This is a genomic window from Streptomyces roseifaciens, assembly GCF_001445655.1.
Classification (GTDB): Bacteria; Actinomycetota; Actinomycetes; order Streptomycetales; family Streptomycetaceae; genus Streptomyces; species Streptomyces aureoversilis.
Map to the genome: position 1 here is coordinate 59,369 of NZ_LNBE01000004.1, position 16,247 is coordinate 75,615.

Below are 16,247 nucleotides of genomic sequence, written 5' to 3' on the forward strand. Positions count from 1 at the left end.
TCGCCATTCACGCACTTCTGTTGTTGACTGCCGTGCGTGCCCCACGACATAGAACCGCGCCTGCTGCGCACCTTCGTCGCCGTGGCCGAGGAACTGCACTTCACCCGTGCCGCCACCCGGCTTTTCACCGCCCAGCAGGCGCTCAGCCGCGACGTCCGGCGGCTCGAAGCGCGCCTGGGCAGCGAGCTGTTCGCCCGTACGACGCGGCAGGTCACGCTCACCGCGGAGGGGGCGCGGCTGCTGCCGTACGCCCGGCGGGTGCTCGCCGCGCACGACGAACTCGACGCCGCCTGGGCGCGCGAGGAACGGCCGCTGATCGTGGACTGCGCGGCCACGGTCGGCACCGGGTACCGGGTCCTGACCGCCGCGCGGCAGGCCGCGCCCGAGCACGAGCTCGTCGCCCGCTTCCACAGCGGGCTCACCGGCGCCGCCGGGGAGATCCTCGCGGGGCGGCTCGACGTCTCCTTCGGGCGGATCGCGGGGCTCGACCCGGCCGTACGGGCGGAGCTGTCGCACTGCCCCGTGCGGTACGAGCCGATGGCCGTGCTCCTGCCCGCCGGGCACCGGCTGGCCGCCCTGCCCGAAGTGCCCCTGGACTCCCTCGCCGGCGAGACGCTCTACGCCGCCGCCGGCAACCCGGCCACCGCCGAGTGGACCGACCTCGCCGAGCGGCTCTTCGCGGGGCGGGGGATCGGCATCGCCGCGCCGTTCCCGGAGATCGAGGGGAAGGGGGAGTTCGTGCGGGTCGTACGGCGGCGGGGGTGGTCGGTGCTGGCGAGCGTGGAGTTCATCGAGGTCCCCGACATGGTGCTCCGCCCCCTCGTGGACCCCGTGCCGCTCTCCCCCATCTCCATGGTCTGGCGCCGAGGCCTCCGCCACCCGGCCCTGGCCGCCCTGCAGACGGCGTCCACGGCCATGTCATCCCGCCACGACTGGCTGACCCGCCCACGGGGTTCGTGGCTACCGCGCGCGGACGAGGAACTGATGACGGCGTAGCCCGTCGCCCGGACCGGCGGTGCTCGCCGACCCGGGCGGCAGTCGCCCCCCCGCCAGGGGGGCGCCGTAGCGGACATCACCGGGCTGCCGACACCTACCTCCGCCGCGGCGGTGATCATCCCCCACCGGGGTGTCCGGCGGTGCCGTACTGCCGGTGGCTCCGGCGCCGCCGGGCTGGGCTGTGGGGGTTGTTCGCCGTGGCGGCGGCAACAAGTGGTCGTGCTGTCGGCGACTGCCCCCGGCGGGCGGGCGCCCCGTGCCGGTGAACTGCCTCTGGGGCGAGGGGTTTCACGGGCGCCTGCCGCGAGGCACTCTGGTGGGGTGGTGACGGGCTTCGCTGACCTGAGATTCGATGCCGGGCGGCTCTGTCTGGACCTGGTGGCCACGGTCGGCGGCCGGTTCGGCGACGAGCCGGTCGAGCGGCTCGACACCCCGGACCGGCTGCGGGACTGGCTCCTGGCCTCCGGCGCCGTGCCGCCCGCCACCCCCCTGACCGCCGTGGACGCCGCCTGGCTCGCCCGCGTCCGCGCGGTCCGCGACCTGCTCCACCGGATCGTGCACGCCGAGGTGGACGGCCGCGCCGCCGATCCGGACCTGGAGCGGGTGAACGCCCTCGCCGCGACGGCGCCGCCCGCGCTGCGGGCCGTGCGGGCCGAGGACGGCACCCTGGTCCGTACGGTCGCCGCCGCGCCCGACTGCGGCGCCGTCGTGGGCCGGATCGCCCGTGACGCGGTGGAGCTGCTCACCGACCCGGCGGCGCGCGGGCAGCTGCGCCGGTGCGAGGGCGAGACGTGTTCCCTGGTCTACCTGGACACGTCCCGGGGCCGCCGGCGCCGCTGGTGTTCCAGCGAGGTGTGCGGCAACCGCGAGCGCGTGGCCCGCCACCGCCGCCGCGCGGTCAACGCGCGATGAAGACGTAGTCCGCCCGGTAGGGGACGGCCGCCTTCGGCTGCCGCTGCGGGTCGCAGGGCCCGGCGGGGGCGACGCCGCCCCGAGTGTTCAGCCGCAGGATCTCCGTCGTGGAGGCGAGGACGCCGTTCCTCGCACCGGACGGCGTCGCGCGCAGGTCGAGTTCGGGGATGTTCCCGTCCCCGTTGGGCGTCTTGGTGACGACCTTGCCGGTGACGGCGGAGCGGTCGGGTGCGATCCACTGCGGGTCGCCTCCGGGCCGTACGAAGGAGTGGGCGATGTTCCCGCCGAGCGTGGCGGAGACGCCCTCCTGGGCGAAGGCGAACCCGCCGCCGTCCTGCTTGGTGCACGCGTAGATCTGGCGGCCTTCGACGACGGACGCCTGCACGCTCTTCACGGCGGCCTTGACGTCGAGCGCCGCGCTCAGCCGGTGCGCCTGCCCCCGTACCGCGCCACCCGGGAACTCGCCGGTGTGCAGGTTGAAGTAGAAGCCGCCGGGACCGGATTCCAGGGCGTCCAGGAGCTTGCGGTCGGTGACCTTCACCGTGCCGGTGGCGCTGCTCCGCCCGTCGGGCAGCTTCTTCGCGAAGAACGGGATCCGTACGTCGCCGTTCTCGCCGCGCCCGCCCCGGTGGAGGTGGGCGGCGGTGGGCGTGGCGATGCCGCGGAAGGTGAAGGCGAAGGCCACCTCGTCGCCCTGGACGCGCAGGAAGGCCAGGGCCCGGCCGTCCTTGTCGCCGACGGCCTTGCCGTCCGCCGCGGGCACTTCGTTCGCCCCGTCGAGGCTGCCGGCGAAGGAGACGGCCGCCTGCCGTCCGGACCCGCGGCCCGCCCCGTCGCCGTCCTCCCCGCCGCCGCCCGGCACCACCGCGAAGGCGATGCCGACCCCCGCGGCGACGGCCGCTGCGGTGGCGGTGGCGATGACGGCTTTGCGCTTGCCGAAACGGTTCACGGCGAACCTCCCCGTACGGAGCCGCTGCCCCCTGCACCGGCTTCCCGGGCTGTCGTACGGGCCCGGTCCGTTCCCCCGTTCAGCGGGAGATTGAGTCCTGCATCACGCGGCCGCCGCTGAACGCCGGGGCCGTTCCGTCCGTACGCGTCCGTAGGCGTCCGTACGCCGGAAGCCCTCCCGGAAGCCCTCGCGGAATTTCCCGCCCCCGTGGTGAACGGGGCGCACGCCCCGCCCGTATCCATGGCCGGAGGACGTCACCGGAAGGCCCCGGCCGGAACGGAGGACACGCGCACTGACAGTGAACACCGACGCGCGCTATCGACCAGGGGGAAGGCTTGCGCAAGGATGCCGCCGTGGCTGACAGGACGAGTCCCGACGAGGCCCTGATGCGGGCGCTCTACGACGAGCACGCGGGCCCGCTCCTCGCCTTCGTCCTCCGGCTGGTGGACGGGGACCGCCAGCGCGCCGAGGACGTCGTCCAGGAGACGCTGCTGCGCGCATGGCGCAACGCCGACCGGCTGCGCGGGGCTCCCGGCTCCGTACGGCCCTGGCTGGTGACCGTCGCCCGGCGCATCGTCATCGACAACCACCGCAGCCGGCAGGCGCGGCCGCGCGAGGTCGACCCGGGGCCGCTGGAACTCGTCCCGGCGGCCGACGAGATCGACCGGGCGCTGCGCCTGATGACCATCAACGACGCGCTGGGCGACCTGACGGAGGCGCACCGGGAGGCGCTGATCGAGACCTATTTCAGGGGACGTACCGTGAGCGAGGCGGCCGAGGTGCTGGGCGTACCGGCGGGGACCGTGCGGTCCCGGGTCTTCTACGCACTGCGCTCGATGAAGCTCTCGCTCGAAGAACGGGGAGTGACGGCATGAACCGGCCGGCACCGGACCATGAGCAGCACACCGAGGTGGGCGCCTACGCCCTCGGCGTCCTCGACGCGGTGGACGCCGCCCGGTTCGAGGAGCACCTCGCCGGGTGCCCGCGGTGCGCGGCCGAGCTCGACGACCTGATGGGCCTGACCCCGCTCCTGGCGGACCTCAAGGAGTCCGCGCCCGGCCCGGAGGCCCTCGCGCCGCGCCCGGACCCGGCGCTGCTCGACCGCCTGCTCGCGGGTGTCACGGCGACCCGCCGGGCGCAGCGGACCCGCCGCCTGTGCCTGGTCGCGGCCGCCGCCGCGCTGATCGTCGCGGGCCCGCTGGCGGGCGCCGCGGTCTTCTCCGAGGAGGCCCCGGACCACAGCGGCGTGAGTGCGGCGAAGCAGATGTACGAGGACGGCGAGAAGATCGGCGCGGTCGACCCGGCCACGAAGGTCGATGCGACGGTCTCGCTGCAGCCGAAGGCGTGGGGGACCCATGTGGCCCTCCGGCTGTCCCACGTCAGAGGCCCGCTGACCTGCGATCTCGTCGCCGTGGGCAAGGACGGGGAGCGGCAGACGGTGACGACGTGGGCGGTCCCGCCGGGCGGCTACGGCCTGGAGGGGAACGACAAGGGCGACAAATGGAGCAAGGAGCCGCTGTACACCCACGGCGGCGCCGCACTGAACCGGAGCGATATCTCCCGGTTCGAGGTGCGGACACTCGACGGCAAACTGCTCGCGACCGTCAAGGTGTGACCAAAAACCCTCCAACCCCGATGAAAACAGTCATGTACCGACAGGTGCGCTCAGTACCCCTGTTCGCGTACGGTTGACGGCTGCCCTAGGCACAGCAGAAGGGGGCTTGGGTGGCCGCGCAGAACGCCACGCACGCGCAGGTGGCGACCGGACCGCAGAGCGAGCCCGACGGGGTCCGCGACCGCGAGATCGGTACCGAACAACAGCATCTGGACCGGGTCTACCGGCGTCTGGAGGAGAAGATCCACGAGGCCGAGTTCCTCATGGACGACGCCGCCAAGCGCGGGCAGGTCGGCACGCCCGGCGCGCTCGCCGAGCGGGACGCCCAGGTCTTCCGCGCCGGGGTGCACCTCAACCGGCTCAACAACGAATTCGAGGACTTCCTCTTCGGCCGCATCGACCTGCTGCTCGGCAAGGACGGCAAGAAGGGCCCCGACGGCGCCTACACCTCCGTAGAGCCCGCCGACGACGCCGTCCGCGGCGACCGGGCCGAGATCGCCGAGACCCTGCACATCGGCCGCATCGGCGTCCTCGACGCCGACTACTCCCCGCTGGTCATCGACTGGCGGGCGCCCGCGGCCGCGCCCTTCTACCGCGCCACGCCCGTCGCGCCCGGCCGCGTCGTCCGCCGCCGCGTCGTCCGCTCCAAGGGCCGCCGCGTCCTGGGCGTCGAGGACGACCTGCTCCGCCCGGAGCTGATCGCCACCCTCGGCGGGGACACCCTGCCGGTCGTCGGCGACGGCGCGCTGATGGCCGCGCTCGGCCAGGCCCGCAGCCACACGATGCGCGACATCGTCTCCTCCATCCAGGCCGAGCAGGACATGGTCATCCGCGCGCCCGCCGCGTCGGTGACCGAGGTCGAGGGCGGCCCCGGCACCGGCAAGACCGCCGTGGCCCTGCACCGCGCCGCCTACCTGCTCTACCAGGACCGCCGCCGCTACGCGGGCGGCATCCTCGTCGTCTCCCCGACCCCGCTGCTCGTCTCCTACACCGAAGGCGTGCTGCCCTCCCTCGGCGAGGAGGGGCAGGTCGCCATCCGGGCCGTCGGCTCGCTGGTCGACGGCGCCGAGGCCGACACGTACGACGAGCCGGCCGTGGCCCGTGTCAAGGGCTCCTCGCGCATGCTCAAGGTGCTGCGCAAGGCGGTCCGCGGCGCGCTGGAGACCGCCGGCCCGGCCGGCCCGCCCGACCGGCTGCGCGTCGTCGCCTTCGGCGCCCGCATCGAGCTCGGCGCCGAGGACCTCAAGCGCATCCGCAACACCGCCCTCGGCGGCACCGCACCGGTGAACCTGCTGCGCCCGCGCGCCCGCAGGCTGATCCTCGACGCCCTGTGGTCCAGGGCCGGCGGACCCAAGCGCTACACCGACCCCGAGCTCGCCGCCGAGGCCCGCTCCGCCTTCGACGAGGACATCACCACCGAGGACGACTTCCTCGCCTTCCTCGACGCCTGGTGGCCGGAGTTGACGCCGCGTCAGGTGCTGGCGGGCATGGCCGACGAGAAGCGCCTCGCCCGCTCCGCCCGCCGGGTGCTCAACCCGCGCGAGACCCGGCTGCTGGCCCGCTCGCTGCGCCGCCTGGACGCCGCCGGGCGCGGCCCGCTGTCCGTGCACGACGTGGCCCTGCTGGACGAGCTGGAGACGCTCCTCGGCGCCCCGGCCCGCCCGAGGAAGCCGCGCGAGTACGACCCGCTCGACCACCTCACCGGGCTGGAGGAGCTGATGCCGCAGCGCTCGGAGTCGCGCCGCGAGCGCGCCGAGCGCCTGGCCGAGGAGCGCCGCGACTACGCGCACGTCATCGTGGACGAGGCGCAGGACCTGACGCCCATGCAGTGGCGCATGGTGGGCCGCAGGGGCCGCACCGCCACCTGGACGATCGTCGGCGACCCGGCGCAGTCCTCGTGGTCCGACCCGGACGAGGCCGCCGCCGCCCGCGACGAGGCGCTCGGCGCCCGCCGTCGCACCCGCTTCCGGCTCACCGTGAACTACCGCAACCCCGCGGAGATCGCCGAGCTCGCGGCCAAGGTGCTGGCGCTGGCGATGCCGGGCATGGAGTCCCCGGCGGCCGTCCGCTCCACGGGCGTCGTGCCGCGCTTCGCCGTCGCGGGCGCCGCCCTCGCCCCGGCCGTCCGGGCCGAGGCGGAGCACCTGCTGGCGGACGTCGAGGGCACGGTCGGCGTGGTCGTGCCCATGGCGCGGCGCGCGGAGGCCCGCGGCTGGCTGGCCGGGCTCGGCGACCGGGTCGTGGTGCTGGGCAGCCTGGAGGCCAAGGGCCTGGAGTACGACGCGACGATCGTCGTCTCGCCGGCCGACATCGCCGACGAGTCCCCGGCGGGCCTGCGGGTGCTGTACGTGGCGCTGACCCGTGCCACCCAGCGGCTGACCGTGCTCTCGGGCGAGCGCGACGACCCGGACGCGAACGGGGTGCCGGACCTGCTGCGGGACTGAGGCCGCGCGGTACGGGGGTTGCGCGGTACGGCGGTTGCGCGGTGCGGGGGGCGCGTCATGGGGCCGCGGTACCAGAGGGGCGGCTGCGGTACGAGGGGCCGCGGTACCGGGAGGGGCGCCGCGGCTCCGCCGGCCGGGGGGTGGAACGACGCTCTCGGGGGCGAACTTCCCCTGGCGGAATGACTTCCCGGGGCGGTTTGTTAGCCTGGGTGTGGCACCGGCTCGATCCAAGCCCCCGGGCCCAACCTTAGTCGCTTCGAGCGACCACTTGCCGCGAGGCGAGCATGGCGGGTCGGTGTCGTCAGCGTCCCGACGGGCGCCCTTCTTCGGAGGGGCGCCCGTCGGCGTTTCCGGGCCCGGGCGCGGCCCGGCGGCGTCATCAACGCCTCTTGCTCTGCGGAACTTTATTTCCGAAATTCACCCCTGGTTACCGCCTACCGGTCGGTAGGTGGGACGATCGTTACTTGCGCTCCCTCGGTCGGCGTCCCGTCGGCCCGGCGGTGCGCGCACCAGCGAAACAAGGGAAAGCAGAGGAAGTCGGCCATGGCAACGGCGCCTAGCGTCTCGTACTCGATGACGGTCCGGCTGGAGGTTCCCGCGAGCGGGACCTCGGTCAGTGAGCTGACCACGGCCGTGGAATCCTCGGGCGGTTCGGTGACGGGCCTCGACGTGACCGCTTCCGGTCACGAGAAGCTGCGGATCGACGTCACGATGGCGACGACCTCGACCGAGCACGCCGACGAGATCGTCGAGAAGCTCCGCGGCATCGAAGGCGTCGTCCTGGGCAAGGTCTCCGACCGTACGTTCCTGATGCACCTCGGCGGCAAGATCGAGATGGCGTCCAAGCACCCCATCCGCAACCGCGACGACCTCTCCATGATCTACACCCCCGGCGTCGCCCGCGTGTGCATGGCCATCGCCGAGAACCCCGAGGACGCCCGCCGCCTGACCATCAAGCGCAACAGCGTCGCCGTGGTCACCGACGGCTCCGCGGTGCTGGGCCTGGGCAACATCGGCCCCAAGGCCGCGCTGCCGGTGATGGAGGGCAAGGCCGCGCTCTTCAAACGCTTCGCGGGCATCGACGCCTGGCCGATCTGCCTGGACACCCAGGACTCCGACGCCATCGTCGAGATCGTCAAGGCCATCGCCCCCGGCTTCGCCGGCATCAACCTCGAGGACATCTCCGCCCCCCGCTGCTTCGAGATCGAAGCCCGCCTGCGCGAAGCCCTCGACATCCCCGTCTTCCACGACGACCAGCACGGCACCGCCATCGTCGTCCTCGCCGCCCTCACCAACGCCCTGCGCGTGGTCGGCAAGGCCATCGGCGACGTACGCGTCGTCATGTCCGGCGCAGGCGCCGCCGGAACGGCCATCCTCAAGCTCCTGATCGCCGCCGGCGTCAAGCACGCCGTCGTCGCCGACATCCACGGCGTCGTCCACGCCGCACGCCCCGACCTCGTCGACGCCGGCCCCGAAACCGCCCTGCGCTGGATCGCCGACAACACCAACCCCGAAGGCATCACCGGCACCCTCAAGGAAGCCGTGCGCGGCGCCGACGTCTTCATCGGCGTCTCCGCCCCCAACGTCCTGGGCGGTGACGACGTCGCCGCCATGGCCGACAACGCCATCGTCTTCGCGCTCGCCAACCCCGACCCCGAGGTCGAACCCGGCATCGCCCGCAAGACCGCCGCCGTCGTCGCCACCGGCCGCTCCGACTTCCCCAACCAGATCAACAACGTCCTGGTCTTCCCCGGCGTCTTCCGCGGACTCCTCGACGCCCAGTCCCGCACGGTCAACACCGACATGATGCTCGCCGCCGCCCGCGCCCTCGCCGACGTCGTCGCCGAGGACGAACTCAACGCGAACTACATCATCCCCAGCGTCTTCAACGACAAGGTCGCCGGGGCGGTCGCGGGCGCGGTCCGCGAGGCCGCGAAGGCCGCCGGTGCGGCTGTGACGGGCACCACGACCGTCTGATGACGGCGCGTCGCGGGCCCACGGGCCCGCGACCTGCCCCTAAGGTGTCGGGCAGAAATCAGGCCGCAGAAATGCGGCTGTATCCGAGGCTGTGCCGCTTTCCGTGTGACTCTCCAGGGTGCCGGATTGGCTTTCCCGCCACTGGTGGGGGCAGGATGCGTAACCGGGCGCGAGGGTCTGGCAACGGACCCGGGTCCGGGGACTGTCCGAGGGCCCTGGCAGCATCGGCTTCGATCTCACGCCTCATTGGCAAGAAGAACACGGGAGTACAACATGAACCGCAGTGAGCTGGTGGCCGCGCTGGCCGACCGCGCCGAGGTGACCCGCAAGGACGCCGACGCCGTTCTGGCCGCGCTCGCCGAGACCGTCGGCGAGGTCGTCGCCAAGGGCGACGAGAAGGTCACCATCCCCGGCTTCCTGACCTTCGAGCGCACCCACCGTGCCGCTCGGACCGCTCGCAACCCGCAGACGGGTGAGCCGATCCAGATCGCTGCCGGTTACAGCGTGAAGGTCTCCGCGGGCTCCAAGCTCAAGGAAGCCGCCAAGGGCAAGTAAGGCCTTCAGCGCTGCGCTCAGCGCTGGAAGGGCGGTCACCCCGGGCCGGGGTGACCGCCCTTCGGGCTTTTCCCGGGCTTCTACGGGCCCTGCAAGGCCCGTGGACGGCGTACGGCCACCCGGATGCACGAAAGCGCCTGTACGGGCCTTGAATGGCCCGTACAGGCGCTTACGGCCCGTCAGAACGGCTAGCCTCAGGCGTCCGTGCCGCGGACTCCGACCGGGACGCGCGTCAGGCGCCGGTGTCGCCGCCGGGCATTTCCACGTTGGCGCGGAGGTCCTTCAGCTTCTGCATGCTGTTTCTTCCCGGGGGGTAACCCCCGGACCCCCAGCCGGGGGTCCGGGAGCGGCGCGGAGAGGCTCAGGCGCCGGTGTCGCCGCCGGGCATTTCCACGTTGGCGCCGAGATCCTTCAGCTTCTGCATGAAGTTCTCGTAGCCGCGGTTGATCAGGTCGATGCCGTGGACCCGCGAGGTGCCCTCCGCGGCCAGGGCCGCGATCAGGTACGAGAAGCCGCCGCGCAGGTCGGGGACGACCATGTCGGAGCCCTGCAGCTTGGTGGGGCCGGAGACGACCGCCGAGTGCAGGAAGTTGCGCTGGCCGAAGCGGCAGGCGGAACCGCCCAGGCACTCGCGGTACAGCTGGATGTGAGCACCCATCTGGTTCAGCGCCGAGGTGAAACCGAGGCGCGACTCGTACACCGTCTCGTGGACGATCGACAGGCCCGAGGCCTGCGTCAGGGCCACGACCAGCGGCTGCTGCCAGTCGGTCTGGAAGCCGGGGTGGACGTCCGTCTCCAGCGCGATGGCGTTGAGCGAGCCGCCCGGGTGCCAGAAGCGGATGCCCTCGTCGTCGATCTCGAAGGCGCCGCCGACCTTGCGGTAGGTGTTGAGGAAGGTCATCATCGAGCGCTGCTGGGCGCCGCGCACGTAGATGTTGCCGCCGGTGGCCAGCGCCGCGGACGCCCAGGAGGCGGCCTCGAGGCGGTCGGAGAGCGCGCGGTGGTTGTAGCCGCCGAGCTTGTCGACACCGGTGATCCGGATGGTCCGGTCGGTGTCCATGGCGATGATCGCGCCCATCTTCTGCAGCACGCAGATGAGGTCCTCGATCTCCGGCTCCACGGCCGCGTTGGACAGCTCGGTGACGCCCTCCGCCAGGACGGCGGTCAGCAGCACCTGCTCGGTCGCGCCGACCGAGGGGTAGGGCAGCCGGATCTTGCAGCCGCGCAGCCGCTGCGGGGCCTCCAGGTACTGGCCGCCCTCGCGCTTCTCGATGGTCGCGCCGAACTGGCGGAGCACCTCGAAGTGGAAGTCGATCGGCCGGCCGCCGATGTCGCAGCCGCCCAGGCCGGGGATGAAGGCGTGGCCGAGGCGGTGCAGCAGCGGGCCGCACAGCAGGATCGGGATGCGCGAGGAGCCGGCGTGCGCATCGATGTCCGCGACGTTGGCGCTCTCCACGTACGTGGGGTCGAGGACCAGCTCACCGGGCTCGTCGCCGGGGCGGACGGTCACACCGTGCAGCTGCAGCAGTCCGCGCACGACGCGTACGTCGCGGATGTCGGGGACGTTGCGCAGCCGGCTGGGACCGTGCCCGAGCAGCGCGGCGACCATGGCCTTGGGCACGAGGTTCTTCGCGCCGCGGACACGGATCTCGCCCTCGAGCGGGGTACCGCCGTGGACAAGCAGGACATCGTCAGGGCCGGTCATGGATCTCGCGTTCCTGGAGTTGGGCAGGGGGCAAGAAGAAAGGGTAATGCGACGAGGGGGCCGCCCTGCATGCCCGAGGGGGCTCCGGGCACGTCATGGCTTTGCAACAACACGCTCTGTTAATGGAATGGTCGCTACCGGTTATCGGCGGGGCGCCGGGGGCCGCCCCTTTCTTGCCGGAGTGGGCGTCCGCCCCCCGCGCGGGCCCGAAATGCGGGATCATGTGCCCATGTCCGAGGTGTCCTCGCTCACAGGACGACTGCTTGTCGCGACACCGGCGCTCGCTGACCCGAATTTCGACCGCGCGGTGGTGCTGCTGCTCGACCACGACGAGGAGGGTTCCCTCGGAGTGATCCTGAACCGCCCGACCCCCGTCGGGGTGGGCGACATCCTGGAGTCCTGGGCCGCGCTGGCCGGGGAGCCGGGCGTGGTCTTCCAGGGCGGGCCCGTCTCGCTCGACTCGGCGCTGGGCGTGGCCGTGGTGCCGGGGGAGGGGAACGAGAAGACGGGCGCCTCGGCCGTCGTCGGCGACGGCCCGCTCGGCTGGCGCCGCGTCCACGGCGCGATCGGCCTCGTCGACCTGGAGGCCCCGCCGGAGCTGCTCGCGGCCGCCCTCGGCTCGCTGCGGATCTTCGCCGGCTATGCCGGCTGGGGCCCCGGCCAGCTGGAGGACGAGCTGGTGGAGGGCGCGTGGTACGTGGTGGAGTCCGAGCCGGGCGACGTGTCGTCGCCCGATCCGTCGCAGCTGTGGCGCGCGGTGCTGCGGCGCCAGCGGAACGAACTGGCGATGGTCGCCACGTATCCGGACGACCCGAGCCTGAACTGACACCGAGCGCCCGACCCGCCCCCCGCGAGCCTGACCCGCCCCCCGCGAGCCCGGACCGACCTGCGCGCTCAGCCGGCCGCGTGCATGCGCAGGAGCCGTTCCGCCAGCGGATGCGCGCCCTTCGCCGGCACCGCGAGCCGTACCGGCACCTGTGGCGCGTTCTTCAGGCGTACGAAGCGCACGCCGGGGTGCGTGTAGCGTTCGGCGGCCGAGCGCGGCGTCACGCCCACCCCGTGACCGGCCGCCACCGACTCCACCCACTCGTCGAAGTTCCCCGCGGTGCACGCCACCGCCGGACGCTCGCCCTCCGGCCACAGCTCCGGGCGTGTCGTTCCGCTGACGGTGTTCACGACCAGCGGCAGCGCGGCCAGCTCCGGCCAGTCCAGGACCCGGCGGCGGGCCAGCGGCGAGGAGCGGGCGACGGCCGCCACGCGGTCCTCGTGGAAGAGGACCCGGCTGCGCACGCCGGCCGGTTCCGCGCCGCGCAGCACGGCCACGTCCGTCTCGCCCGTGTCGAGGCCGGCGAGGGCCGCGTCACGGCGTACGAGCCGTACGCCCGCGCCCGTAGCCGCCTTGAAGTCCTCCACCAGCCGCGCGCACGCCTCCGGCAGCAGCCAGGTGAACCCCAGCCGCAGCACGGTCTCCCGGCAGGGTGCGCGCAGGGCGTCCTCCAGGCGGGGGAGCAGCGCGCTCAGCTCCTCGTACAGCCGCTGTCCGGCGGGTGTGGGGGCGACGCGGCGCGTCGTGCGCTCCAGCAGCCGGGAGCCGGTCGCCTCCTCCAGGGACTGCACCGCGCGGGTCAGCGCGGGCTGTCCCATGCCCAGCCGGGCCGCGGCGTAGGTGAAGCTGCGCTCCTCCACGACGGCGGTGAAGCAGCGCAGTTGGCGCAGGCCGACGTCGGGGACGCCGCCGGAGTGATCATTCATGCGGCCCCAGCATAAATAGGCCCCACGAGGCATTTCCCCGCGCCCGCGCCGGCTGCCTAGCGTCCCGCCGTCACATGGATGCGTCCGATGCCGTCCCTCACACGCCATCGGACGCAGGAACGACGGGAGACACGCCGTGCGCAAGATCCTGCTGCTGGCCCTGGGGTCCTTCACCCTGGGCCTCGACGCCTACGTCATGGCCGGGCTGCTGCCCGCCATCGCCGACGACACCGGGACGGACGTGGCCCTCGCCGGGCAGCTGGTGACCGCCTTCACCCTCGCCTACGCCGTGTCCGCGCCGCTCTTCGCGAGCCTGCTCTCCGGCCGCCGGCCCCGCGCCGCCCTGATCGCGGCCCTCGCGGTCTTCACCATCGCGAACGGCCTCACCGCGCTCGCGCCGGGCTTCGGGTTCCTGATCGCCGCCCGGGTGGCCGCCGGGGCCGGGGCGGGGCTGTACTCGGCGCTGTCCACGGCGGCCGCCTCCTCGCTGGTGCCGGCGGAGCGGCGCGGCCGGGCGCTCGCCCTCGTCATGGGCGGGATGAGCGCGGGCACGGTGCTGGGCGTGCCGCTCGGCGTCCTGCTCGCCGAGCACACCGGCTGGCGGGCCACGCTGTGGCTGGTCACCGCGCTGGGCGCGGCCGCCCTCGCGGGCCTCGCGGCGCTGCTGCCGCCGCTGCCCGCACCGCCCGTCGCCGTGGCCGCCCGGGAGCGGCTCGCGGCCCTCGCGGACCGGGCCGTCGCGCCCGTCGTCGCGGTCTCCTTCCTCGCGGCCGTCGCCAGCCTGGGTCTCTACACCTACCTCGCGCCGGTCATGGAGTCGGCCGGCGGCGGGCACGGCGTCACCCCGTACCTGTGGGCCTGGGGCGTGGGCGGCGTCCTCGGCAGCCTCGCCGCGGGGCCGCTCGTCGACGGGGGCGCCCGGCCGCGGGCGCTGGCCGGGGTGGTGCTGGCGGGGATCGCCGTCGCCCAGGCGGCGCTGCCCCTCCTCGCGCCCGTCCCGCTCGCCGCCGGGCTCGCGCTCGTGCTGTGGGGCGCGGCCGGCTGGGCGCTGCAGGTGCCCCAGCAGCACCGGCTGCTCACGCTGCGGCCCGGCCGCGGCACCGTGGTCCTGGCCCTGAACAACTCCGCCCTCTACCTGGGCAGCGCGGTCGGCTCCGCGCTCGGCGGGCTCGCGCTCTCCGCGGGCCTGCGGCCGTCCGCCCTGCCGTGGGCCGCCGCGGCCGCCGCCGGGGCCGGTCTGCTGCTCCACGCCCTCGCGGGGGCCCGTTCCGGCGGGGGCGCGAGCGGGCGCGTGAGCGGGGGTACGACCGGAGGTGCGGCCGGGGGTGCGACCCGGGCGGGAAACGAGCGGACCGGGGATCGGTCCCCGGCGGTGTCCCCCAGTACCCTTGGAGACCATGAGCACTCTTGAGCCCGAGCGCGGGGCAGGGACCGGCACCCTCGTAGAGCCGACGCCGCAGGTGTCGCACGGCGACGGCGACCACGAGCGCTACGCCCATTACGTCCAGAAGGACAAGATCATGGAGAGCGCGCTCTCCGGTTCCCCGGTCGTCGCCCTCTGCGGCAAGGTCTGGGTCCCGGGTCGCGACCCGAAGAAGTACCCGGTCTGTCCGATGTGCAAGGAGATCTTCGACGGCATGGGCGCCGGCGGGGACAAGGACAAGGGCGGCAAGGGCGGCGACAAGAAGTAGGGCCCGGCTCCCCACCGCCGGCAGCACCGGCACCACCGTATCTTTCCCGGCCCCCGGGACGCGCTGAGGCGCGTCCCGGGGGCCGTGTGCGTTTGCGGGCGGGGGCGCGTGTGTCCGTGCCCGGGGGTGTGAGGGGCCCGCCCGGAGAGCGTGAGCGTCCCGCCCGGAGCGCCATGAGCCTTCCGCCCCGGGGCCGTGCGCGTTGCGCAGGGTGCTTTTGCGGATCACGGAGTGGTGGAGACCTCTTGTCCGGGCCATGGCACGCCTCTACTCTCCTGCCAGTTGTGCTGAGCGAAACGCCCATTGCGTATGTTGCAACGCCACACGGGAGGGGACCCCATGACGCCGTCCGGCCGTCGCTCGTCCGCCCGGGCGGCCCTGGCAGCGGCCGCCCTCTTCCTGACCGCCTGCGCCCCCTCGACCTCCGTCGGCGGCGCCCGCGGCGACGACAGCACGGGACGGCTGCGCGTCTGGCTCTTCCGGGAGGTCGACAACAAACCCAAGGCCGCCGTCGTCGACAAGGCCGTCGCCGACTTCGCCCGGGAACACCGCGGCGTCTCCGTCGACGTCACCTACATCCCCGTCGAGACGCGCGCCCAGCGGATCAAGGCCGCCTTCAACGACCCCGCGAGCGCCCCCGACGTCATCGAGTACGGCAACACCGACACCGCCGGCTACGTGCGCGACGGCGGACTGGCCGACGTGACCGCCGACTTCGCCGCCTGGCCCGAGGCCAAGGACACCGACCCCGCCGCCCGCCGCTCGGTGACCGTGGACGGCAAGGTCTACGGCGCACCGCTCTTCGTCGGCGTGCGCGCCCTCTACTACCGCACCGACGTCTTCCGCGAGCTCGGCCTCCGGCCGCCGCGCAGCCAGGCGGAGCTCGCGGAGACCGCGCGCCGCGTCCACCGGGAGCGGCCCGGGATGTACGGGCTCGTGGTCGGCGGCGCGTACACGTACGGGGCCCTGCCCTTCCTGTGGGCCAACGGCGGCGCGCTCGCGCAGCAGAAGGGCCGGAAGTACACCGCCGCGATCGACCGCGAGGACGCGAAGAAGGGCATCGCCGCGTACACCGGCCTGTTCGGCGACCACAACTGCCCGCCCGCCAAGTGCGCGCAGATGGGCGGGAACGCCACCGTCGAGGCCTTCGCATCGGGCAAGGCGGCCATGGCCATCGGCGGCGACTTCAGCCACCGGGCCGTCGAGAACGGCAAGGCCCGAGGCAAGTACGCGGTCGTCCCGCTGCCGGGCGCCGAAGAGGGCAGCATCGCCCCCGCATTCGCGGGCGGGAACAACATCGGTGTCCTCAAGGGCAGTTCCCACCGCACGCTCGCCGTCGCCCTGATGCGGACCCTCACCGGCAAGCGCACCCAGTCCGAGCTCTTCGACGCCATGGGCTTCCTGCCCACCTACACGGACGTGCGCCGGGAAGCGGCCCGCAGACAGCCCTTCGTCGAACCCTTCGTGAAGACGCTCACGGCGGGCGCCGCCTTCGTGCCCGTGACCCCCGCCTGGGCCGCCATCGACGCCGGGCAGGTCCTGCCGACGATGCTCCAGGAGATCGTGAGCGGCCGCAGGAGCGTGGACGCGGCCGCCTCGGCCGCCGCGCGGAAGATGAACGCCGCCTTCAGGGCGGCGGGCTGAGTGATGG

The 16,247-nt window shown here is 73.6% G+C and carries 14 protein-coding genes; 11 read left to right on the forward strand and 3 right to left on the reverse strand.

Annotated features, from left to right (window positions below; genetic code table 11):
- Window positions 1-36 precede the first annotated feature (36 nt).
- A complete protein-coding gene (locus AS857_RS17355) occupies window positions 37-996 on the forward strand; it encodes a LysR family transcriptional regulator (RefSeq protein WP_058044233.1) in 960 nt (319 codons plus the stop codon).
- 324 nt (window positions 997-1,320) lie between these two features.
- Window positions 1,321-1,908: a CGNR zinc finger domain-containing protein gene (locus AS857_RS17360; protein ID WP_420823946.1), complete on the forward strand. Its 588-nt coding sequence runs from the start codon at window positions 1,321-1,323 to the stop codon at window positions 1,906-1,908.
- Here AS857_RS17360 and AS857_RS17365 read toward each other — a convergent pair.
- Window positions 1,895-2,857 carry a CHRD domain-containing protein gene (locus AS857_RS17365; protein WP_058044235.1) on the reverse strand — a complete coding sequence of 321 codons (963 nt, stop codon included), beginning with the start codon at window positions 2,855-2,857 and terminating at the stop codon, window positions 1,895-1,897. The two genes, AS857_RS17360 and AS857_RS17365, sit on opposite strands and share 14 nt — an antisense overlap.
- A 386-nt stretch (window positions 2,858-3,243) precedes the next feature.
- On the opposite strand from AS857_RS17365, the gene AS857_RS17370 reads away from it, so the two are divergent.
- From AS857_RS17370 to AS857_RS17390, 5 genes are all read left to right on the forward strand, one after another.
- A complete protein-coding gene (locus AS857_RS17370; protein WP_245700604.1) occupies window positions 3,244-3,732 on the forward strand; it encodes a sigma-70 family RNA polymerase sigma factor in 489 nt (162 codons plus the stop codon).
- Window positions 3,729-4,472: an anti-sigma factor family protein gene (locus AS857_RS17375; protein WP_058044237.1), complete on the forward strand. Its 744-nt coding sequence runs from the start codon at window positions 3,729-3,731 to the stop codon at window positions 4,470-4,472. The genes AS857_RS17370 and AS857_RS17375 overlap by 4 nt, the downstream gene beginning before the upstream one ends.
- 110 nt (window positions 4,473-4,582) lie before the next feature.
- Window positions 4,583-6,916 carry a HelD family protein gene (locus AS857_RS17380; RefSeq protein WP_079110479.1) on the forward strand — a complete coding sequence of 778 codons (2,334 nt, stop codon included), beginning with the start codon at window positions 4,583-4,585 and terminating at the stop codon, window positions 6,914-6,916.
- A gap of 543 nt (window positions 6,917-7,459) precedes the next feature.
- Entirely contained in the window at window positions 7,460-8,893 is a 1,434-nt protein-coding gene (locus tag AS857_RS17385) for an NAD-dependent malic enzyme (RefSeq protein WP_058044238.1), read from the forward strand.
- Between the two features lie 273 nt (window positions 8,894-9,166).
- Window positions 9,167-9,448 (forward strand): HU family DNA-binding protein, encoded by a 282-nt coding sequence (locus tag AS857_RS17390; RefSeq protein WP_004951951.1) that lies wholly within the window; start codon window positions 9,167-9,169, stop codon window positions 9,446-9,448.
- Between the two features lie 361 nt (window positions 9,449-9,809).
- On the opposite strand, the gene murA is transcribed toward AS857_RS17390, so the two are convergent.
- Window positions 9,810-11,153, reverse strand: coding sequence for a UDP-N-acetylglucosamine 1-carboxyvinyltransferase (gene murA / locus AS857_RS17395; protein WP_058044239.1), 1,344 nt, complete (start codon window positions 11,151-11,153; stop codon window positions 9,810-9,812).
- A 229-nt stretch (window positions 11,154-11,382) separates the two neighbouring features.
- Here murA and AS857_RS17400 point away from each other — a divergent pair, with 229 nt between their 5' ends.
- Complete coding sequence (locus tag AS857_RS17400) at window positions 11,383-11,979, forward strand: YqgE/AlgH family protein (RefSeq protein WP_058044240.1); 597 nt, start codon at window positions 11,383-11,385, stop codon at window positions 11,977-11,979.
- A gap of 68 nt (window positions 11,980-12,047) precedes the next feature.
- Here the strand turns inward: AS857_RS17400 and AS857_RS17405 are convergent, their stop codons facing one another.
- The gene (locus AS857_RS17405) at window positions 12,048-12,905 is read right to left on the reverse strand and encodes a LysR family transcriptional regulator (protein ID WP_058044241.1); all 858 of its coding nucleotides are present in this window, start codon (window positions 12,903-12,905) and stop codon (window positions 12,048-12,050) included.
- Between the two features lie 136 nt (window positions 12,906-13,041).
- Here AS857_RS17405 and AS857_RS17410 point away from each other — a divergent pair, with 136 nt between their 5' ends.
- From AS857_RS17410 to AS857_RS17420, 3 genes are all read left to right on the forward strand, one after another.
- Window positions 13,042-14,316 carry an MFS transporter gene (locus AS857_RS17410; protein ID WP_079110480.1) on the forward strand — a complete coding sequence of 425 codons (1,275 nt, stop codon included), beginning with the start codon at window positions 13,042-13,044 and terminating at the stop codon, window positions 14,314-14,316.
- Entirely contained in the window at window positions 14,303-14,596 is a 294-nt protein-coding gene (locus tag AS857_RS17415) for a DUF3039 domain-containing protein (RefSeq protein ID WP_078660579.1), read from the forward strand. The genes AS857_RS17410 and AS857_RS17415 overlap by 14 nt, the downstream gene beginning before the upstream one ends.
- A gap of 339 nt (window positions 14,597-14,935) precedes the next feature.
- Window positions 14,936-16,240, forward strand: coding sequence for an extracellular solute-binding protein (locus AS857_RS17420; RefSeq protein ID WP_058044242.1), 1,305 nt, complete (start codon window positions 14,936-14,938; stop codon window positions 16,238-16,240).
- The last annotated feature ends 7 nt before the right edge of the window (window positions 16,241-16,247 follow it).